General features: G+C 67.2%; 14 protein-coding genes. 13 read left to right on the forward strand and 1 reads right to left on the reverse strand.

The features are described from left to right. Position 1: 1 nt before the first annotated feature. The 5 genes from G6N16_RS06105 to G6N16_RS06125 all read left to right on the forward strand — a co-directional run bounded on the left by G6N16_RS06105 (position 2) and on the right by G6N16_RS06125 (position 2,639). Complete coding sequence (locus tag G6N16_RS06105) at positions 2-262, forward strand: hypothetical protein (protein WP_083033714.1); 261 nt, start codon at positions 2-4, stop codon at positions 260-262. Continuing rightward, complete coding sequence (locus G6N16_RS06110; protein WP_083033712.1) at positions 259-654, forward strand: hypothetical protein; 396 nt, start codon at positions 259-261, stop codon at positions 652-654. The genes G6N16_RS06105 and G6N16_RS06110 overlap by 4 nt, the downstream gene beginning before the upstream one ends. A gap of 88 nt (positions 655-742) precedes the next feature. Continuing rightward, on the forward strand, positions 743-1,609 hold the full coding sequence (locus G6N16_RS06115) for a phage tail tube protein (RefSeq protein ID WP_083033710.1): 867 nt from the start codon (positions 743-745) through the stop codon (positions 1,607-1,609). Positions 1,610-1,704: 95 nt separating this feature from the next. Further along, on the forward strand, positions 1,705-2,268 hold the full coding sequence (locus G6N16_RS06120) for a hypothetical protein (protein WP_083033708.1): 564 nt from the start codon (positions 1,705-1,707) through the stop codon (positions 2,266-2,268). Positions 2,269-2,441: 173 nt separating this feature from the next. Further along, positions 2,442-2,639 carry a hypothetical protein gene (locus G6N16_RS06125; protein ID WP_083033707.1) on the forward strand — a complete coding sequence of 66 codons (198 nt, stop codon included), beginning with the start codon at positions 2,442-2,444 and terminating at the stop codon, positions 2,637-2,639. 3 nt (positions 2,640-2,642) lie between these two features. Here G6N16_RS06125 and G6N16_RS06130 read toward each other — a convergent pair whose 3' ends face one another. Then, positions 2,643-2,990 (reverse strand): hypothetical protein, encoded by a 348-nt coding sequence (locus tag G6N16_RS06130; RefSeq protein WP_133053022.1) that lies wholly within the window; start codon positions 2,988-2,990, stop codon positions 2,643-2,645. A gap of 29 nt (positions 2,991-3,019) precedes the next feature. Here G6N16_RS06130 and G6N16_RS06135 point away from each other — a divergent pair, with 29 nt between their 5' ends. Genes G6N16_RS06135 through G6N16_RS06170 form a run of 8 tightly spaced genes read left to right on the forward strand, consistent with a single transcriptional unit; the run spans position 3,020 to position 15,809 of the window. After that, complete coding sequence (locus tag G6N16_RS06135) at positions 3,020-7,390, forward strand: tape measure protein (protein ID WP_083033705.1); 4,371 nt, start codon at positions 3,020-3,022, stop codon at positions 7,388-7,390. After that, the gene (locus G6N16_RS06140) at positions 7,390-8,499 is read left to right on the forward strand and encodes a hypothetical protein (protein WP_083033703.1); all 1,110 of its coding nucleotides are present in this window, start codon (positions 7,390-7,392) and stop codon (positions 8,497-8,499) included. Before G6N16_RS06135 ends, G6N16_RS06140 begins: the two co-directional genes overlap by 1 nt. Further along, complete coding sequence (locus G6N16_RS06145) at positions 8,499-10,211, forward strand: Gp37-like protein (RefSeq protein WP_083033702.1); 1,713 nt, start codon at positions 8,499-8,501, stop codon at positions 10,209-10,211. Before G6N16_RS06140 ends, G6N16_RS06145 begins: the two co-directional genes overlap by 1 nt. Then, positions 10,208-10,582, forward strand: a complete 375-nt coding sequence (locus G6N16_RS06150; protein ID WP_083033700.1) for a phage gene 29 protein family protein — start codon at positions 10,208-10,210, stop codon at positions 10,580-10,582. The genes G6N16_RS06145 and G6N16_RS06150 overlap by 4 nt, the downstream gene beginning before the upstream one ends. Further along, positions 10,579-11,640 (forward strand): phage tail protein, encoded by a 1,062-nt coding sequence (locus G6N16_RS06155; protein ID WP_163787796.1) that lies wholly within the window; start codon positions 10,579-10,581, stop codon positions 11,638-11,640. Before G6N16_RS06150 ends, G6N16_RS06155 begins: the two co-directional genes overlap by 4 nt. Beyond that, on the forward strand, positions 11,640-11,924 hold the full coding sequence (locus G6N16_RS06160; RefSeq protein ID WP_083031833.1) for a hypothetical protein: 285 nt from the start codon (positions 11,640-11,642) through the stop codon (positions 11,922-11,924). Before G6N16_RS06155 ends, G6N16_RS06160 begins: the two co-directional genes overlap by 1 nt. Next, on the forward strand, positions 11,908-14,502 hold the full coding sequence (locus tag G6N16_RS06165; protein WP_083031835.1) for a DUF7257 domain-containing protein: 2,595 nt from the start codon (positions 11,908-11,910) through the stop codon (positions 14,500-14,502). The genes G6N16_RS06160 and G6N16_RS06165 overlap by 17 nt, the downstream gene beginning before the upstream one ends. Continuing rightward, on the forward strand, positions 14,502-15,809 hold the full coding sequence (locus tag G6N16_RS06170) for a glycine-rich domain-containing protein (protein WP_110810890.1): 1,308 nt from the start codon (positions 14,502-14,504) through the stop codon (positions 15,807-15,809). Before G6N16_RS06165 ends, G6N16_RS06170 begins: the two co-directional genes overlap by 1 nt.

Consider the following 15,809-nt stretch of genomic DNA (forward strand, 5'->3'; position numbering starts at 1 on the left):
CATGGACATCACCTTCAACAACGCCGGATTCCGCGAACTCCTCACCGGCCCCATCGCCCAACACGCCGTCGAGACCAACGCCCGCGCCGTCGCCGGGCGCGCCAACAGCGTCCCCTCCACCACCAGCCCCGCCCACGACAAGCCCTACTACGTCGTCAAGGACGGCAGCGACAACAAACGCGCCCGCCGCCGCGTCATCACCGACGGCGCCCGCACCGCCGCCCACGAAGCGAAAACCCAAGCGCTACTGAGGGCCCTGTGACCACCGTCGTCGCCCCCGACGTCGAACACATCGCCACCACCACCATCGACAGCGCGCTCGCCGACCTCGGCCGGGCCTGGCCGGTCGCCACCCGCGAACCCTGCCCACGACCCGACCGGTACGTGAAACTCGTCGTCACCGGAGGCCGCAAACGCAACCTCCGCATCGCCGACTACCTCGTCACCGCCCGCATCCACACACCACTGGCCGAAGCCGTCGAATGCAGCCGCGTCGCCAACCACCTCGCCGGCAGTCTCGAAGCAGCCCCCTGGGACGAGGACGCGGTGACCTGGGCCGGTATCGAATCCTGTGCCCGATTCGACGACCCCGACCTCCCCAGCTACGCCGTATACCAGGCGGTCGTCGCCTGGACCATCGCCATCCCCGTCTAACAACCCGAAAACCGTTCCCCCGTAACCACTCCGGTGCCGGGGGTTTTCAGCCGTGCCAAGGCGGCTCAACCCTGAAAGGAACCGCGTCATGGCGCACACCATCTCGAAGAACACCGGAGTGCTGGTCCCCAAGGCCACCGGCGGCATCTTCCGCTACCCCCTGGGCACCATCCTGCCCACAGACCCCTGGACCCCACGGCCCGTCATCGCCGGATGGGATCCCCGCCTCGGCGGCGTCTCCGACGAAGGCGCCACCAGCAACACCAAGCGCGACAGCGAGAAGAAGAAGGACTGGAACGGCGACAAGGTCCGCGGCATCCAGACCGGCAAGGACGACACCCTCAAGCTCACCTACATCGAACCGCTCAACCCGCGGACGATGGAGGAGTACTTCGGCAAGGCCAACGTCGAGGTCACCCCCGCCACCACCGAACACGGCACCCTCATCGCCGCCCGCTCCAACAGCGACGTCCTGCCGCACTACAGCTACATCATCGACGTCTTCGACGGAGCCGTCCGCAAGCGCCGCTGCCTCCCCGACGCCCAGGTAGCCGAAATCGGCGACGAAGTCTGGAAGTCCACCGACTGGGCCGCCTACCCGCTGACCTACGACCTGTTCCCCGACCTCGCCGGCAACACCTTCTACGACTACACCGAGCTCGACGACAAGCTGGTCGTCACCAACTTCGTCGCCACCCTCGGCGGCAACCCCACCGGCGGCGACTGGGAACTGCACATCGGCGCCGACCACGCCACCATCGGCTACAACATCGCCTCGACCGCATTCAAGACCGCGCTCGAAGCACTCCCGTCCATCGGCGCCGGCAACGCCACAGTCACCGGCTCCGCCGGCGGCCCCTACACCATCGCGATCACCACCGCCGGCGCCCCCGCCATCTCGGCCGACGCCGCCGGCCTCACCCCCAGCGGAACCGTCACCATCACCCAGGCCTGAGCCCAGGCCCCCGGAACGTGTCCCCGCGCCGTAAACCTTGGCGCGGCGCGGGGACACCCACCACCCCAACGCCAAGGACCAAGCCAAGGACAACAATGACCAAGAAACACGCCAAACCCGCCCACCGGCCCGCCCCCCGGCCCGTCGCCGTAGACATCGTCGACATCGACACCCCCTACATCGACACCGACCCACACGGGACGGCGTTCGCCGCCGGCAACCCCGGCATCCCCACCGACCAGCCCGACCAGCCGGAAAACGGCAGCGCCGATGAAGTCCAAGCCGAGGAAGGCAAGGCCGCCGAACCGAAACCCGGCGACCCCGAATATGACTGGACCCAGCACTACCCGGACGGCACCGAACTGTTTCGGTACACCTTCCCGGGCGGCCCGACCGTCGCACTGAAAGCCTTCGGCACCATCTACAGCAAGACCTGGCTGTACAAGCTGCGCGACATCGAATCCGATTTCGAAGTCGAGTTCGCCGCCATCGACCGCGCCATCTGCCCCACCGGCCGCAGCCTCCTGATGGAACTCGACGACGCCAACGGCGACCCGATCGACGACCTCTGGAACGCCTGGATCAAAGCCGGAACCAGCCGCGGGGGCGAAGACGAAGGACTCACCCCGGGAAACTCCAAGAGCTCGCCCGCGCAGTAACGGGCGAGCTCGCCGACGCCGTCCACCGCGACCTACTCCGAGACCGCCTCACTCTCGACGAAATCGGCGACTGGCGCGACCTCTACGCCTACGTCTACTCGGCACCACCGGGAACGGCGATCCACCACGAACTCTGCTCCGGAGCAACTCTCGACACCCACCTGCTCGTCGAAATGCTCTCCGAAATCAGGGAACTGCTCTGGCGCTACACCACTGTCCACTTCGAAGGCGGATCGGAAAACCCATTCCCGACCCGCGTACCCCACCCCGGAATCGAAGAACCCGAACCGGAACCCGGAACCACCTGGGACACCGTCGAAAGCATCGACGACATCATGCCCAACAACGTCCGAGAAATGCTGAAAACGTGACCGTCATCCCCACCCGGTCACATCAGCGTTCGCTGACCATTCGCCTTTGCTGTCTTTACTGACGTAGCACCGGAAGCTCTTGAACCCTTCGTAGGCCCCGAACGAGTTCTTTCCGTTCACCTGGCCGCGGACAGTCCACATTGTCCCTGTCGTCCCGTCGCTGAAGTCCAGGGATTCTGGACCGTCGTTGTCGCCGAATTCGACCTTCAACGCATCCGGGTCTTTTGCTTGTTGACGGAGATTCTCCTCGCATGTTTTCCGCGCGATCTCTTCGTCGCTTGGTGTCGGAGGTGCCGAGCTACATCCGGCCAGAAGAAGTAACGCCGCAATTGCTACCCCCGTGCTTTTCATCCCGTGACCGTACCGCCTGAGGAGGTGCCATGCCTGAACTCGCCACCGCGTGGGTGACCCTCGCCGTTCGCGCGGCCGGCATGCGTTCGGACGTCCAGCGCGTCTTCAACCAGATCGACGGGGCCAGGGCAGGCCGGCGGGTGGGTGAACAGTTCTCACGTGGCGTCGCCGCGAACACCAACCTGACTCCCGTTGAGCGGAAGATTGCCGAGGTCGGCCGAGCGGGTGCCGCGGCGATGGGCAAGGCAATGAAGGTCGGCGCGGTCACCGCAGCCGCCGGCGTCACCGCCGCACTCGGCACGGCCCTCACGCTGGGCCTCAACCGGTTGACGGCGATCGATGACGCCCGCGGCAAGCTCACGGCGCTCGGTCACGATGCGCAGGGCACCGCCCAGATCATGGACTCCGCACTGTCCAGTGTGAAGGGCACCGCCTACGGGCTCGGTGATGCCGCCACCATCGCAGCCAGCGCCGTGGCCGCCGGGGTCAAGCCCGGCAAGGAACTGACCTCGTATCTGAAGCTGACGGCCGATGCTGCCGCGGTGGCTGGAACCTCACTGTCGGATATGGGCCTGATCCTGAACCAGGTCCGCACCGGCCGCACCGCCTACACCGACGACCTCAACCAGCTCGCCGGTCGCGGTCTACCGATCTACCAGTGGATCGCCAAGGAAATGGGCGTCGCCCCGGAGCTGGTCAAGAAGATGGCGGGGAAGGCGAAGATCTCCTCGGAGGTGTTCGAGGCGGCGATCCGCAACAACATCTCCGGCGCTGCCCTCGACATGGGCAAGACCGTCAAAGGCGCGGCCGAGAACGTCAAGGCCGCCATGAGCCGCGCCGGCGCCGCTGCCTTGCAGCCAGGCTTCACACGGCTGCCAGGAACGCTGTCGGCGATCACGGTGGCGGTCGACAACGCGACCCCGAAGATCACCGAACTGGCACAGGCATTCGACCGTCGAGTGTTCAACGACTGGATTCCGGGAGCCGAGCGGGCTTGGCACGCTCTGGCGGGCAATGAGGCGGTCCGGTCCAACGTCGGGGAGCTGCGGGCGTTACTTGCATCGCTGGGGTCCACCGCGAAGGGACTCGGCCCCTCGCTTGGCCAGATCGCCACGTCCCTCGGCCGAGCATCAGCATCGCTCGGGGTGTCCTCGTGGCGCCTGCTCGTCACCGCGTTGGAAGCTGCGGCCGGCGCCCTCAACACCGTCGCACCGCTGGCCAGTGGAGTCGCCAACTTCATGAGCTCGCACCAGGGAGTGGTGACCGCCGCCGCCGCGGCATGGCTGGCATTCCGCACCGTCCCGGCGATCCTCGGCCGGATCACCCCCGCCACCACAGCTGCCGGTCAGGCGGTCAGCTCGTTCGGGCAGAAGCTGCGCGCCGCGGGCACTGGCGTCAAGGACTTCGGTGGGGCATACCGCCAGTCGGTGAAGTGGATGCAGCAGGCCAACCCAACCGCATCGACTGCGGGCCGGGTTCTGTTCGGTATGGGACCACAAGCTGCGACGGCGAGCGCGCATCTCCGCGTCCTGGGCGCCAACGCCCGGGCTGCCGCGACAGGCGGCCTGAACATGCTCAAATCAGCCGGCGCCGGGGTCGTCGGGGCGTTGGGTGGCCCGTTCTCCGCTGCGCTGATGGCGGCTGGTGTCGCGATGACTGTGGTGATGGCGAAGAACCAACAGGCGTCACAGTCCATGCAGGCCTATCGGGACGCCGTCGACCGGACGAAGAACGCCCAGGCGGGCCTCAACGAGGCACTGATGAACTCCCGCGGCGCCTTCGACGAGACCGTCAAGGGCACGGCCGTCACCCGAATCAAGGCGATCGGCGACGAGTTCGAGGCCGCGGGCAAGCGGACCGGGAGCTTCATGGATCAGTTCCGCAGCCGCAACGGCGGCGCGGGTGAGGCCTCCGCTTGGCTGACGGTGATGAGTGGCGGGGCAGGCATGCTCGCGTCCAAGCTTGGAGTCTTCGGCGACAGCAAAGACGACAAGATCAAGGCCCAGGCAGACGCTGCGAACCGGGCTAACGAGGCATTCAAGCAGCTGGGAATCACCCAGGAAAAGCTGACCGACATCACCTACGGAAGCCAAGGCGCGTTCGACGCTCTCGTCGGGCAGCTTGACCAGACGGGTTCGGCGGGCAAAAAGTACGCGGATCAGTTGCGCGAGGCGCGCAAGGAGTTCCAGCAGCAGCAGGAAACCGCCCGGACCGTCGTGCCGGGCATCAAGCAGATGTCCGATGCCATGCGGATACTAGGTGATTCCACGGCTTCGGCGGCTGACAAGACGCGCGCGTTGACGTTGGCGCTGGACATGCTCAACCCGGAACGTTCCGCTGCTGCGGCAGAGTCGGCGCACACGCAGGCGATGCAGCGCATAGCCGAATCCGCTAAGGAAGCCGCCGACGCCGCGGGGGGACTCGGCGCTGCTCTCCTGAAAGCCGACGGGGGGATCAACACGAACCTGCCCAACGGAGCCGAGCTCTCACAGACCCTCGACTCGATCGTGAAATCAACAGAGGCCGTGGCCACATCCGGCGGAGATATGGGTGCCGCGGTAGCGCGTGCCAACGCTCAGTTCGACGCGCTGGGAAAGAAGTTCGGGCTGCTCCCGCAGCAGATCAAGGACGCTGCTAACCAGCTCGGCTGGCAGAACCTCTTGGACATCAAGATTGCCGCCGATGATCACGAGGCGATCCAGGCGCTCACCGCTGTGCAGGAGGCCGCGCGCAAGGCTACCGCCGAGAAGCACGACCTCATTCTGGATTCAACGACTGTCGCTCCGCTGAAGAAACTCCTCGAATCGGTGTATGAGATCAAGGGCGACATCACAAAGCCGGGCGGCACCGTCACCTTGATCCCGAAGACCGACGACGCTCAGAACAAACTCGCCCAGCTGAAGACGCTCCTGGACTCCATCCAGGACAAGGCCGTCAACGTCCGGATCAACCAGATCGCCACCACGCAGGGCATCCCGCAGGACGTCGTCAACAACTCCTGGTGGGCCCCGCCGGCCAAACCGCGGCTCCTCGGCGCCATCGTCCCCATGGAGGACGGCGGCCTGCGCTACATCCGCAAGCCCGACACCGCGGGCCTCTACGCCGGCCGGGGACTGGGCACGATCTTCGCGGAGAAGCAAACCGGCGGTGAGGCCTACATCCCCCTGGCACCGGGGAAGCGGAAGCGGTCGGCGGCGATCCTGTCCGAAGTCGCCCGGCTGTTCGGGATGACGGTGATGGAAGACGGTGGTATCAGCCTCGAAGGATTCAAGCGGTTTGCCGCGCAGATCGCCGGCCACAGGTACGTCCGCGGCGGCGGCAACGGCGACAGTTTCGATACGGATTGCAGTGGCGCACAGGCAACTTTGGTCAACGCACTGACCGGGGCGGCGGGGCGTTTCTCCACCGGCAACGAGGCCGCCGCGCTGCTCGCGCGCGGGTTCCAGATGGGTGACCCGCCCGCCGGCGTCGCCGCGTACTGGGTCGGTTGGCGCAACGGCGGCCCCGGCGGCGGCCACACGGCCGGGACGATCGTCGACCCCGACGGCGGCAACGTCAACGTCGAGATGGGCGGCCGCTCCGGCGGCGGCGCCTACGGAGCCCTCGCCGCCGGCGCATCCGACTTCCCGCAGCGCGCCTGGCTCGCCATCGCCGGAGGGGAAGACCCCAACCGATCCGGCTCCGGCGGCAGCTCCGCCGCGGTGCGCACCGCATCGGCGCGGGTCACCAGCAGCAAGGCTGCCGTCACTTCCGCCCAGGCGTCCCTCGACGCCGCGGAGAAGAACGTCGCCGACCTCAAGGCCAAGGGCGCATCCGCCGACAAGGTCGCCGTCGCCGAGAAGAAACGCGACGCCGCCGCACAACGACTCACCGCCGCCCAGGAACGCCAGGGCATCGCCGAAGACAAACTCGCCGACGCGAAAGAGAAGGCCGCCAAGGGATCAGACAAACAGGCCAAGGGCGGGGATGGGGGAGCGGAGAGCTTCGGCCAGTCCCTGGTCTCCGGCATGCTGCAGGGCCTGGGCCTCGACGGCAGCGTGTTCTCCAACCCGTTCGACTGGCCGAACGTCAAATCCGCCATGGCCCTGGCCAACTTCGGCGGCGGCCTGGTCAAAAACGCCATGTCCGGCGACACCAGCACCACCAGCACCACCACCGGCGGCGGGGGCATGGGCGGCGGCGCGCTCGGTGGGATCGGCCTGCCCAACATCACCGACCTGATCAAGCCGATGGACACCCGCAACACCCGCACCCCGATCGACCACCCGGGCAGCGGCGCCGAACCCGGACCGACGACGAACGTCACCACGAACTACAACATCCAGGCCGCCCCGCAGAACCAGCTGCCGAATGCCACCGCCCGCCAGTACGCGGCCGCACGCCGGAACGGGATGGCCTGATGTCCATCACCTCAGCGAGCAGCTGGCTGCCGTACGACCCGATCCTGGGCCGCACCTCCGCGCCGACATTCGACGCCTGGACCCCCGAAGCCCTCGGCCCCTACGTCAAGCAGCTGCGCGGCGACCAGACGAAGATCGTGTACGTCTCACCGGACGGGCAACGGATCTACACCCTGGCCGGCGGATTCAAAGGCAACCGGGGGATCGTGCTGGCCCCGAAACTCAAGGGCCACACCGGTGCTGCGTTCGAACAGCGTTACTCGTCCGGGCCGTGGATGCTCGGCGAAGAACCCGAACGCACCGACTACCGCAAACGCGTCATCCACCTCGGCGTCATCATGGCCCCGCACGTCAACGAGATCTCGCGGCGCCGCTACGCCGACACCGGCATCGCCCTGGAACAGGTCCGCGAACAGTGGTGGGACGACTGGCCCGAAGACGTCGAATCCCCGATGGGCTTTTGGGGCGAGTTCACCCGCTATGACGGCTGGCGATTCACCCGCGTCCGTAACGGCGAACCGAACCTCGACGACGTCGAATACGACCCCCGCGCCCACGGCAACAACCTCGCCACCGCGGCCATGACCATCCACGGCCCGTTCCCGTTCTACTCCAAGCGCACGATGACCCGCGAGTGGCGCAACGACGCCGCCAACGCCACCATCAACGGCCGCAACCACGGCATCCTGCGCCTGCCGAACCGCGGCGACTACGAACAGTGGCCCAAGTTCATCGTCGAAGGCGCCGGCGAGGTGACGATCTCCGACGGCATGACCGACCGCATCGTCGTCCTGCCGAAGATCAGGGAAGCCGACGGCATGATCCTCGTCGACACCGACCCGGCCGCCCGCACACTGACCTCCGAGCACGACCCGATCGACAACGAGTTCTACAAGCTGATCCGCAACAGCGAGATCCTCGACTTCCTCCTCGGCGACATCACCAACGCCGACGCCGGCATCCCGGTCGGCCGCCGCATCCCCGGCGGAATCGGATTCACCTCGCCGATCCCGCCGATGACGATGGCCGTCATCAAGGTCACCCACACCAACCCGGCCGGCAAGATCAGCATGGTCATGCCCCAGTGGTACCGGCGGGGCCTGGGCTAATGCGGCAGTACACCGCACCGGTCGACGCCCTCGCGAAGTACCGGCTCCTCGATGGGCGCCGCGAACTGTGGCGCCGCGCCGGCAAACAGAAACCACTGCTGCGCGTCCTCGACAAGCGGCTGCAATACCTCGGCACGCTGCGCGGCCAGGTCCGCGAAGGCGACTGGGAACGCCTCTGGGACGACACCGGCGTCGGCAAGATCCGCATCCGCCGCGACGACTGGCTCGCCGACCTCATGGCCCGCGGCACCCGCTACGTCGAAGACCTCCACCTGGCCATCGACCTCAACCCCAACATCCGCTCCTGGAAAACCCGCCTCGGCTACCGCATCCAATCCGTGGTGGCCACCAAAGACGAAGACGGCACCTACTGGGTGGATCTCGAGCTGGTGTCCCTGCGCGAGCACGCCAAGCACATCGCCCTGATCCCCACCCCGGTGTCCGCGCCGGAATTCCAGCCACTCAAGGCCTGGATCTGGATCCAGAACGCCCGCAGCGGCTTCGCATTCACCACGTTCCTCAACCTGATGCGCACCTTCTTCCCGATCCTCGCCATCCCCACCAGCTGGGCCGACCCGGTGCACTGGCTGACCAGCCGCGCCGGCAACCTCTCCCCGCTGCACTGGCCGATCCAGGTCCAATTCGTCAACCCGATCACCGACCAGTCCCGGATCGTGCCGATCACCGCGAAAGCGCAGATGCTGCACGACATCCACGCCCCCATCGGCGACGACACCGGCGTCGGCCTGATCGACTACCTCTGGCTGGAAGAAGACGACACCAGCCCCCACCCCGAACTCGCCGCCCTCGTGGGCGAGAAGCTCGCCCGCCCGTCACGCAACTGCATCGTGCTGGCCTTCGAGCAGAAAGACGGGGTCACCGGACCCACAGGAACCGCCGCCGACGGCGCCCTGTCGACGATCGGCGCGGTCCTCGACGACACCATCACCGAAGTCATCCTCCCGCTCGACCAGGACGGCGACGGGATCACCGACCCCCTGTTCCGCCGGCTCCTCGGCGTCGCACCGGAGAAACCGTCCCTGGTGTGGCGCGACTGCAAACACAGCGGAATCCTCACCAGTTCCCATCGGATGCAACGCGGCACCGCCACCACCGTGTGGACCGGCGGCCACAGCCCGACCATCCTCAACCAGACCATCAGCTTCGTCGTCCGCTATGCCCTGGCTCAACTGGAGCAGGTGATCAATTACGGCATGGGCGCCTACCAGCAATACGGCACCTCGGGCCTCGACAACGTCTACCAGGGCCAGGCCGACGACATCTTCTTCGCCTGGCAGAAATTCTCCAATCCCAAAGTCGCCCTGTGGCTCAACGACTACGCCATGCTCGACCACGTCGAATCCGGTAACGGCTTCGCCTGGGTCGTCTCCAGCGCGCTCACCCTGCGCCAGGGCCTGCACAAGACCTCCCCGAAGGTCTCGTTCACCATGACCGCCCGCGATGGCTGCCCGCACGTCTACGGATTCGACTACGTCGTCGGCGACCGCGGCATGTGGGAAGTCGACGGCATCTACTACGTCGACCAGATCCGCGGCACCAAATGGTCGGTGTCCGAAGAACAACCACTCCTGCCGGCACTCACGATCGGCAAGGAACGTGACCACGACCCGTTCGAATCCGGCATGAAAGCCCTCGCCGACGGCTGGAACGCCATCGGCTCCATCATCGGCGGCGCGGCGGTCGGCGCATGACCCGCGACCCCAAGGCCCGCGAACTGATCGAAGCCGCAGCACGACTCACCGACGCCCTCGCGTACGCCCGAGGCCCCCGCGGCGAGGTGCTATTCCTCACCGACGACCAACGCGTCGCGTTCGCGTTCCACCTCGCCCGCGCCGGCGCCGACATCATCCCCGGCAACGCGATCATCAAACGCCGCGCCATCCCCGACCGGCCCGGCCAACTCACCGGCGTCATCGACTGGGTCCCCGTCGACACCCCCGACGACCCCACCCTGCCCGAACCCATCAGCGCAGTCGGACCCGTCCCGACACCCCCGGAACTACCCGACCTCGACGAACTCGTCCCCTGGCACACCAACACCCGAATCGAAGGTGACCGATGACCTCCATGATCCCGGCCGGCCAGCCGTTCCACATCATCGACGTGATGTCGATGCTGCACTTCTTCGGCGTCCTGTCCGACGGCGAAGTGCCCGGCCTGCAAGCCGTCACCATGGAAGGCGTCGGCGACGACCTCGTCATCACCATCCCCATCGCCAAAGGCGACAAAGGCGACGACGGCCTGCCCGCACCCGCCGTCGACATGCAGATCGACCCCACCATCACCCTCCCGTCGCAGCTGCCCACCAACCTCGGCGCCAACGACAAGGGCAAAACCTGGTGGCTCGGCGACCTGCTCTACTACTGGACCGGCTCCGGCTACATCACCCGCCCCGCCGGCTACCCCGGCCGCCCCGGCCCCGTCCCGCAGCTCTCCGTCACCGGCGAAGCGATCGACCCGTCGCTGCCGTTCGTCGTCGAGCAGTCCGGCAACGCCCTCGCCCCGCACCTGCACCTCAAAGTCCCCGCCCCCCGCGGATTCACCGGCCCGGCCGCCGCCATCCGCGACGCCCTCGACTACGACAACTCCCACCCGCCGAACAACGGCCAGATCCCCACCTGGAACGAGACCGAACAGAAGTGGCAGCCCAGCGACTTCGCCTCCAAGCACCCGCAGCTCTTCTCGATCCCCGAGTCCGCATTCACCAACGTCACCCAGATCATCAACGGCCGCGTCCCGATCCTGTCCTACCCGATGCCCGTCTTCGACTTCGCCTGGGTCCCCTACGTCACCGGACACTTCAAGGCCTTCGGCGTCGACCTCAACATCCTCGACCCCTTCAAGATCGGCGCCGAAGTCCGCATCGGTGACCCCGTCAACGGGCAGCTCGTCGGCCGCGGCAAAGGCACCATCGCGCAGGAAACCACCGTAATCCCGCACTTCTCCTCCCACGGCGACCCCGACACCGCGGTCACCCCCGACAACGGCACCGCCCAGATCAACGCCGGCCAACAGATGACGCTGACCGTCAACCTCGTCAACGACGGCATCCTCGGCGCCTACTCCTTCAACCGCGCCGACGCCCAACTGTCCGTCCTGGCCGTCCCCCAGGGCCTCTGATGGCCTACACCCGCCAACTGCGCACCGTCATCCCCGTTCTCGCCGACCAACACACCGACGCCGACGACCAGACCCTCGTGTGGCTTGTCCGGGAGAGTTTCGAACGCGAAGCCGCCGGCGAAGAACTCGTCCTCACCGACTGGCGCGACTGCGGCGACATGGACCCCGCCGACGTCCCCCCTAAAACCGAACGCGACTTCCTCAAACGACCCGCCACCGACTTCCGCTGGCGCATGTTCGAAGCCGTAGCCACCAGGGCGGTACCAGGTGCCGGCATCGATTGACCTCGGCCGCGCCGTCGCGGTCACCCACAACCCCAACCAACGACTCGACCAGGTTCTGCCCCCGCTCCCGCCATTCAACCCGCAGCAGGTGCTCGACGGCTTCCTGCAGATGGTCAAGGACCTCACCGGACTCGACCTGACGCAACTCCGCGACGCACTCCAAGGCATCGACCTCACGCAGCCCGGCTCCATCCTCACCGCGATCGCCGCCGGGGCACTCAACCTCGGCCGCCTCGCCCAGGCCCTCGGCCTCCCCGACGTCGACCTCGACGACCCACCCACCATCGACGAGATCCGCACCTGGCTTCAGGACCGATGGACCGGCGTCATCGACCTGGCCCGCATCCCGCGGCTGCCGTGGTCGCACCTGGTCGACGGGTCCGCGGAACTCCTGACCGACCCGGGGTTCGACGCCGAGTTTTCCGCCGGCTCCGGGGTGGTGCCGGATAAGAACTTCGGCCGCCGGAAGCCAGGGTCGGCGCGGTTCGCGTGCGACGGCGGCCTGCACACCGCAGTGTCGAATCTGATCCCGGTGGACGAGGGCGAGACCCTACCCGTGTCGGTGTGGGTGTTCTACGAGGAGATCGTCGCCACCGCCGGCCAGAACGCCATCCGAATGTCGGTGCGGGACTACCGGATCGAACCGGACGGCACGACCCGGACGCTGCTGGCCACCACACTGGTGGCCGGTGTGCTGTCCCCGGTGGGGGAGTCGGCTGATCACCCCGACCAGGTGGACGACTGGGTGAAGCTGGCCGGCGAGTTCACCGTGCCCGCTGGTGTCGATGAGGTGGTGCTGGAGGTCCAGACCACCCCAGACGCCACCGACGGCACCATGTGGGCTGATGACGCCTCGGTGACCAAGACCCGCGACGGGATGCCGCAGGAGTGGATCCTGCACCTGGTCCCCGAACTCACCGACCTCGGTCACCGTATCGAAGCCGTCGTAGACGCAGCCCTGGATGCGCTGGGGTTGCCGAAGATCGGCAGCCTGTTCGACAAGCTGCTCGACTTCCAGGACGGACTCGAAACGCTGCAAGACACGGCCGATCAGGCGTGGGTAAAGGGCGGGCAGGCCCTGACCAACGCGGCGGCTGTGGTCACCGACCTCGCCTCTGCGATGCGGAACGAGTACACCGGCGACGACGAAGCGATGATCTGGATCCAGAACACGTTCGGATTCTTCTCGCTGAGCATGTCCGGCTTCTACGAGTGGATCTCCACGGCCACCACGTCATTCGGCTGGGAAGACTGGCAAGATTTCCGCGACAACGGCATCAAACCCGGCGCATTGTCCGCGGCGGTCGTGGATGGTCTGGAGCTGTTCCAGACCGTCCAGGATCAGATCAATGCCCTGCTGTCGCCGGACCCGGATCTGATGGTGGTGCCGATCAACGCCCTCGTGCAGGACGTCAAGGACTTCATCATCGGTAACGGCGCGAAGACGTCGCGGCTCACCGGTGACGGAAAGCTCGACAAGACGAACGTGCTCGGCCTGCAGGTGGCGCTCGACGGCGCCGGCCAGGACGTCCGCGACGCCATCTGCAACTCGATGGGGATGACCGGCACCGGGCACACCGCCGCCGACGTCGTCACCGCCCTCACCCAGATCCCGGCCAGCGTCGTCCAGTCCGGTATCGACGGCGCCACCACCATCGACAACGCAATCCAGAAGGTGATCGACGGCGCGATCCAGGGCGCCGGGGACCTCGTCGGCAGCGGCTTCGCGATCGGTGACCTGATCGCCCAGATCGCGGGCCTACGCAAGGCGACCTCCGGTGCCAACTCTGCGGTGCTCGACGTGCAATCACAGCTGGCCGGGCTCAACCCCGCCGCGTCGTCGGAGATCGTGAACTTCGCCGAGTTCGCCAACGCCAGCACGCCGCCGTCGATGTTCACCAAGATCAACGACGTTGGTTCGGGTGGGATCGTCACGTCCGGCGGCCAGCTCGTCTGGTCCGGTGGTACCGGCCGGGAGTTCTACGCCTTCAACGGTGGCCCGTTGCAGACCGATTTGTTCGAGGTGTCGGCGGTGCTTCCGGCGGTGCCGTCGCACGGGTGGCTCGGCGCCGACGACAACAACTACGTGTACCTGTTCGGCCGGTGTGATTCCGGCGGCGACAACATGGTGATCGCCCGGGCCGCGTGGGACGAAGTCCGGGTCTACAGCTTCAATTCCGGCACCTTCACGCAGATCGGGTCGACGCTGTCTCGGAGCGACGTGCTCACCGGCGGCTGCCGCATCTCATTCAAGGGCGGCACCGTCGTAGAGCCGAAGCGGTTCACGGTGGCGGTCAACGGAGAAGTGGTGCACAACGTTCTCGACAGTGGCAATGTGTCGCTGATCGGCACCTCATATCGGTTGTGCGGCCACGGGATTGAGAAGGGCGGTTCCTACGACACGGCGAGGATCGCGACCTGGTCCATGATGGACGGCGGGGCGTCCGCCGGGTCCGGCGTCGTCGCCGGCTACAGCTCGTCCGGGCTGACGAACCTGGGCCTGTGGAAGGGCACGGCCGCGCAGTACGCAGCGATCGGCACCAAGAGCAGCAGCACCATCTACGTGGTGGCCGGCTGATGCCGGTCTACCTCGGCGACGTTCCGCTGGATTCCGCAGCCGTCGGCGCCACAGCGGCGTCCGCGATTTACCTTGGCAGCACCAAGATTTGGCCCGCCGTCACCTTCCCCTACGTCATCGAGAACTCGAACGTCACCGACGCCGATGTGCCGGTCGGGGCGACCGGGTGCTGGGTCACGCTGCACGGCCCCGGGGCCGACGGGGCCGACGGTCCGCAGTCTTCCTATTCGTCGTCGGCGCGGACAGTGCAGGGCGGCGGCGGCGGTGGCGGCGGTGCAGCGATCCCGCGGTTCTTCATCCCCGCCTCGGCGCTCGGACCCACATGGTCACTGACCCTCGGCACCCCCGCACGGTCGGCCAGCGACTCGCGGTTCGTCTCCGGGACCATCACCTTGACGGCTGGTGGCGGCAAGGGCGGCGACGGCGGGACCGCCACCGCCACCGGAATCACCGGGGTGACGACCATCGACGGCGGCAATGCCGCAAGCAACGCAATAGACAATGCAGATTCCACCGGCGCCGGTGCCGGCGGCGGCAAGGGCGGCAACAGTCAAAAGTCGTCCAACGCAAGCCCCACCAACTTCTCCGGGATCGCGGGCGGATCCGCAACGGTCATCCCCGCAACCGGAGTCGCGCCGAACGGCGGCAACGGCGCGAAAGCTAGATCTTCGGGATCCCAGACCAGCGGCACAATGTACGGCGGTGGCGGCGGTGGCGGCGGCGGCGCGTATCCCGGTGGCGGACCCGCCACCACCTCCACCGTCAGCAGCGTTGGGGGCGACGGCGGCGCCGGCTACGTCAAGGTCGAGTGGGTCACCAACCACTACTGGTCCGCCCCGGACATCGGGTCCTGGTCCTTCACTCCTCCCGCGTGGGCAAAGGCCGGTGACCTCTGCGACGTGATCCTGATCGGCGGCGGTGTAGCCGGCGGGGAAGGCAGCAACAGCGCGACTGGTCCCGGTGGAAACGCCGCCAGCTATGTCACCCAAACCATCACCCTCGGGGTCCAGCTCGCGCCGAACGGGACCCTGTCTGGGACCGTCGGCGCTGGGGGAACACCGAACGGCAGTGCAGGTGGAGCCACCACCTGCACCCAGCTGGGTCTATCGGCCGCCGGTGCAACCGGAACCTCGGCCGGCCAAGCGGGCAAGACCCCGACCCCCGTCACCGTCGGAGGAACCACCTACGCGGATTTCGGCGCGGGCGGCGATGGTGGCCCCAGCAAGGGCATCTTCGGGCTCGGCAACGGCACCGGCGCCCCGGGACAGCGCGGCGGCGTCCTCATCTGCGTCCGAGGAGCAAGCTGA

This window comes from Mycolicibacterium insubricum, assembly GCF_010731615.1.
GTDB lineage: Bacteria > Actinomycetota > Actinomycetes > Mycobacteriales > Mycobacteriaceae > Mycobacterium > Mycobacterium insubricum.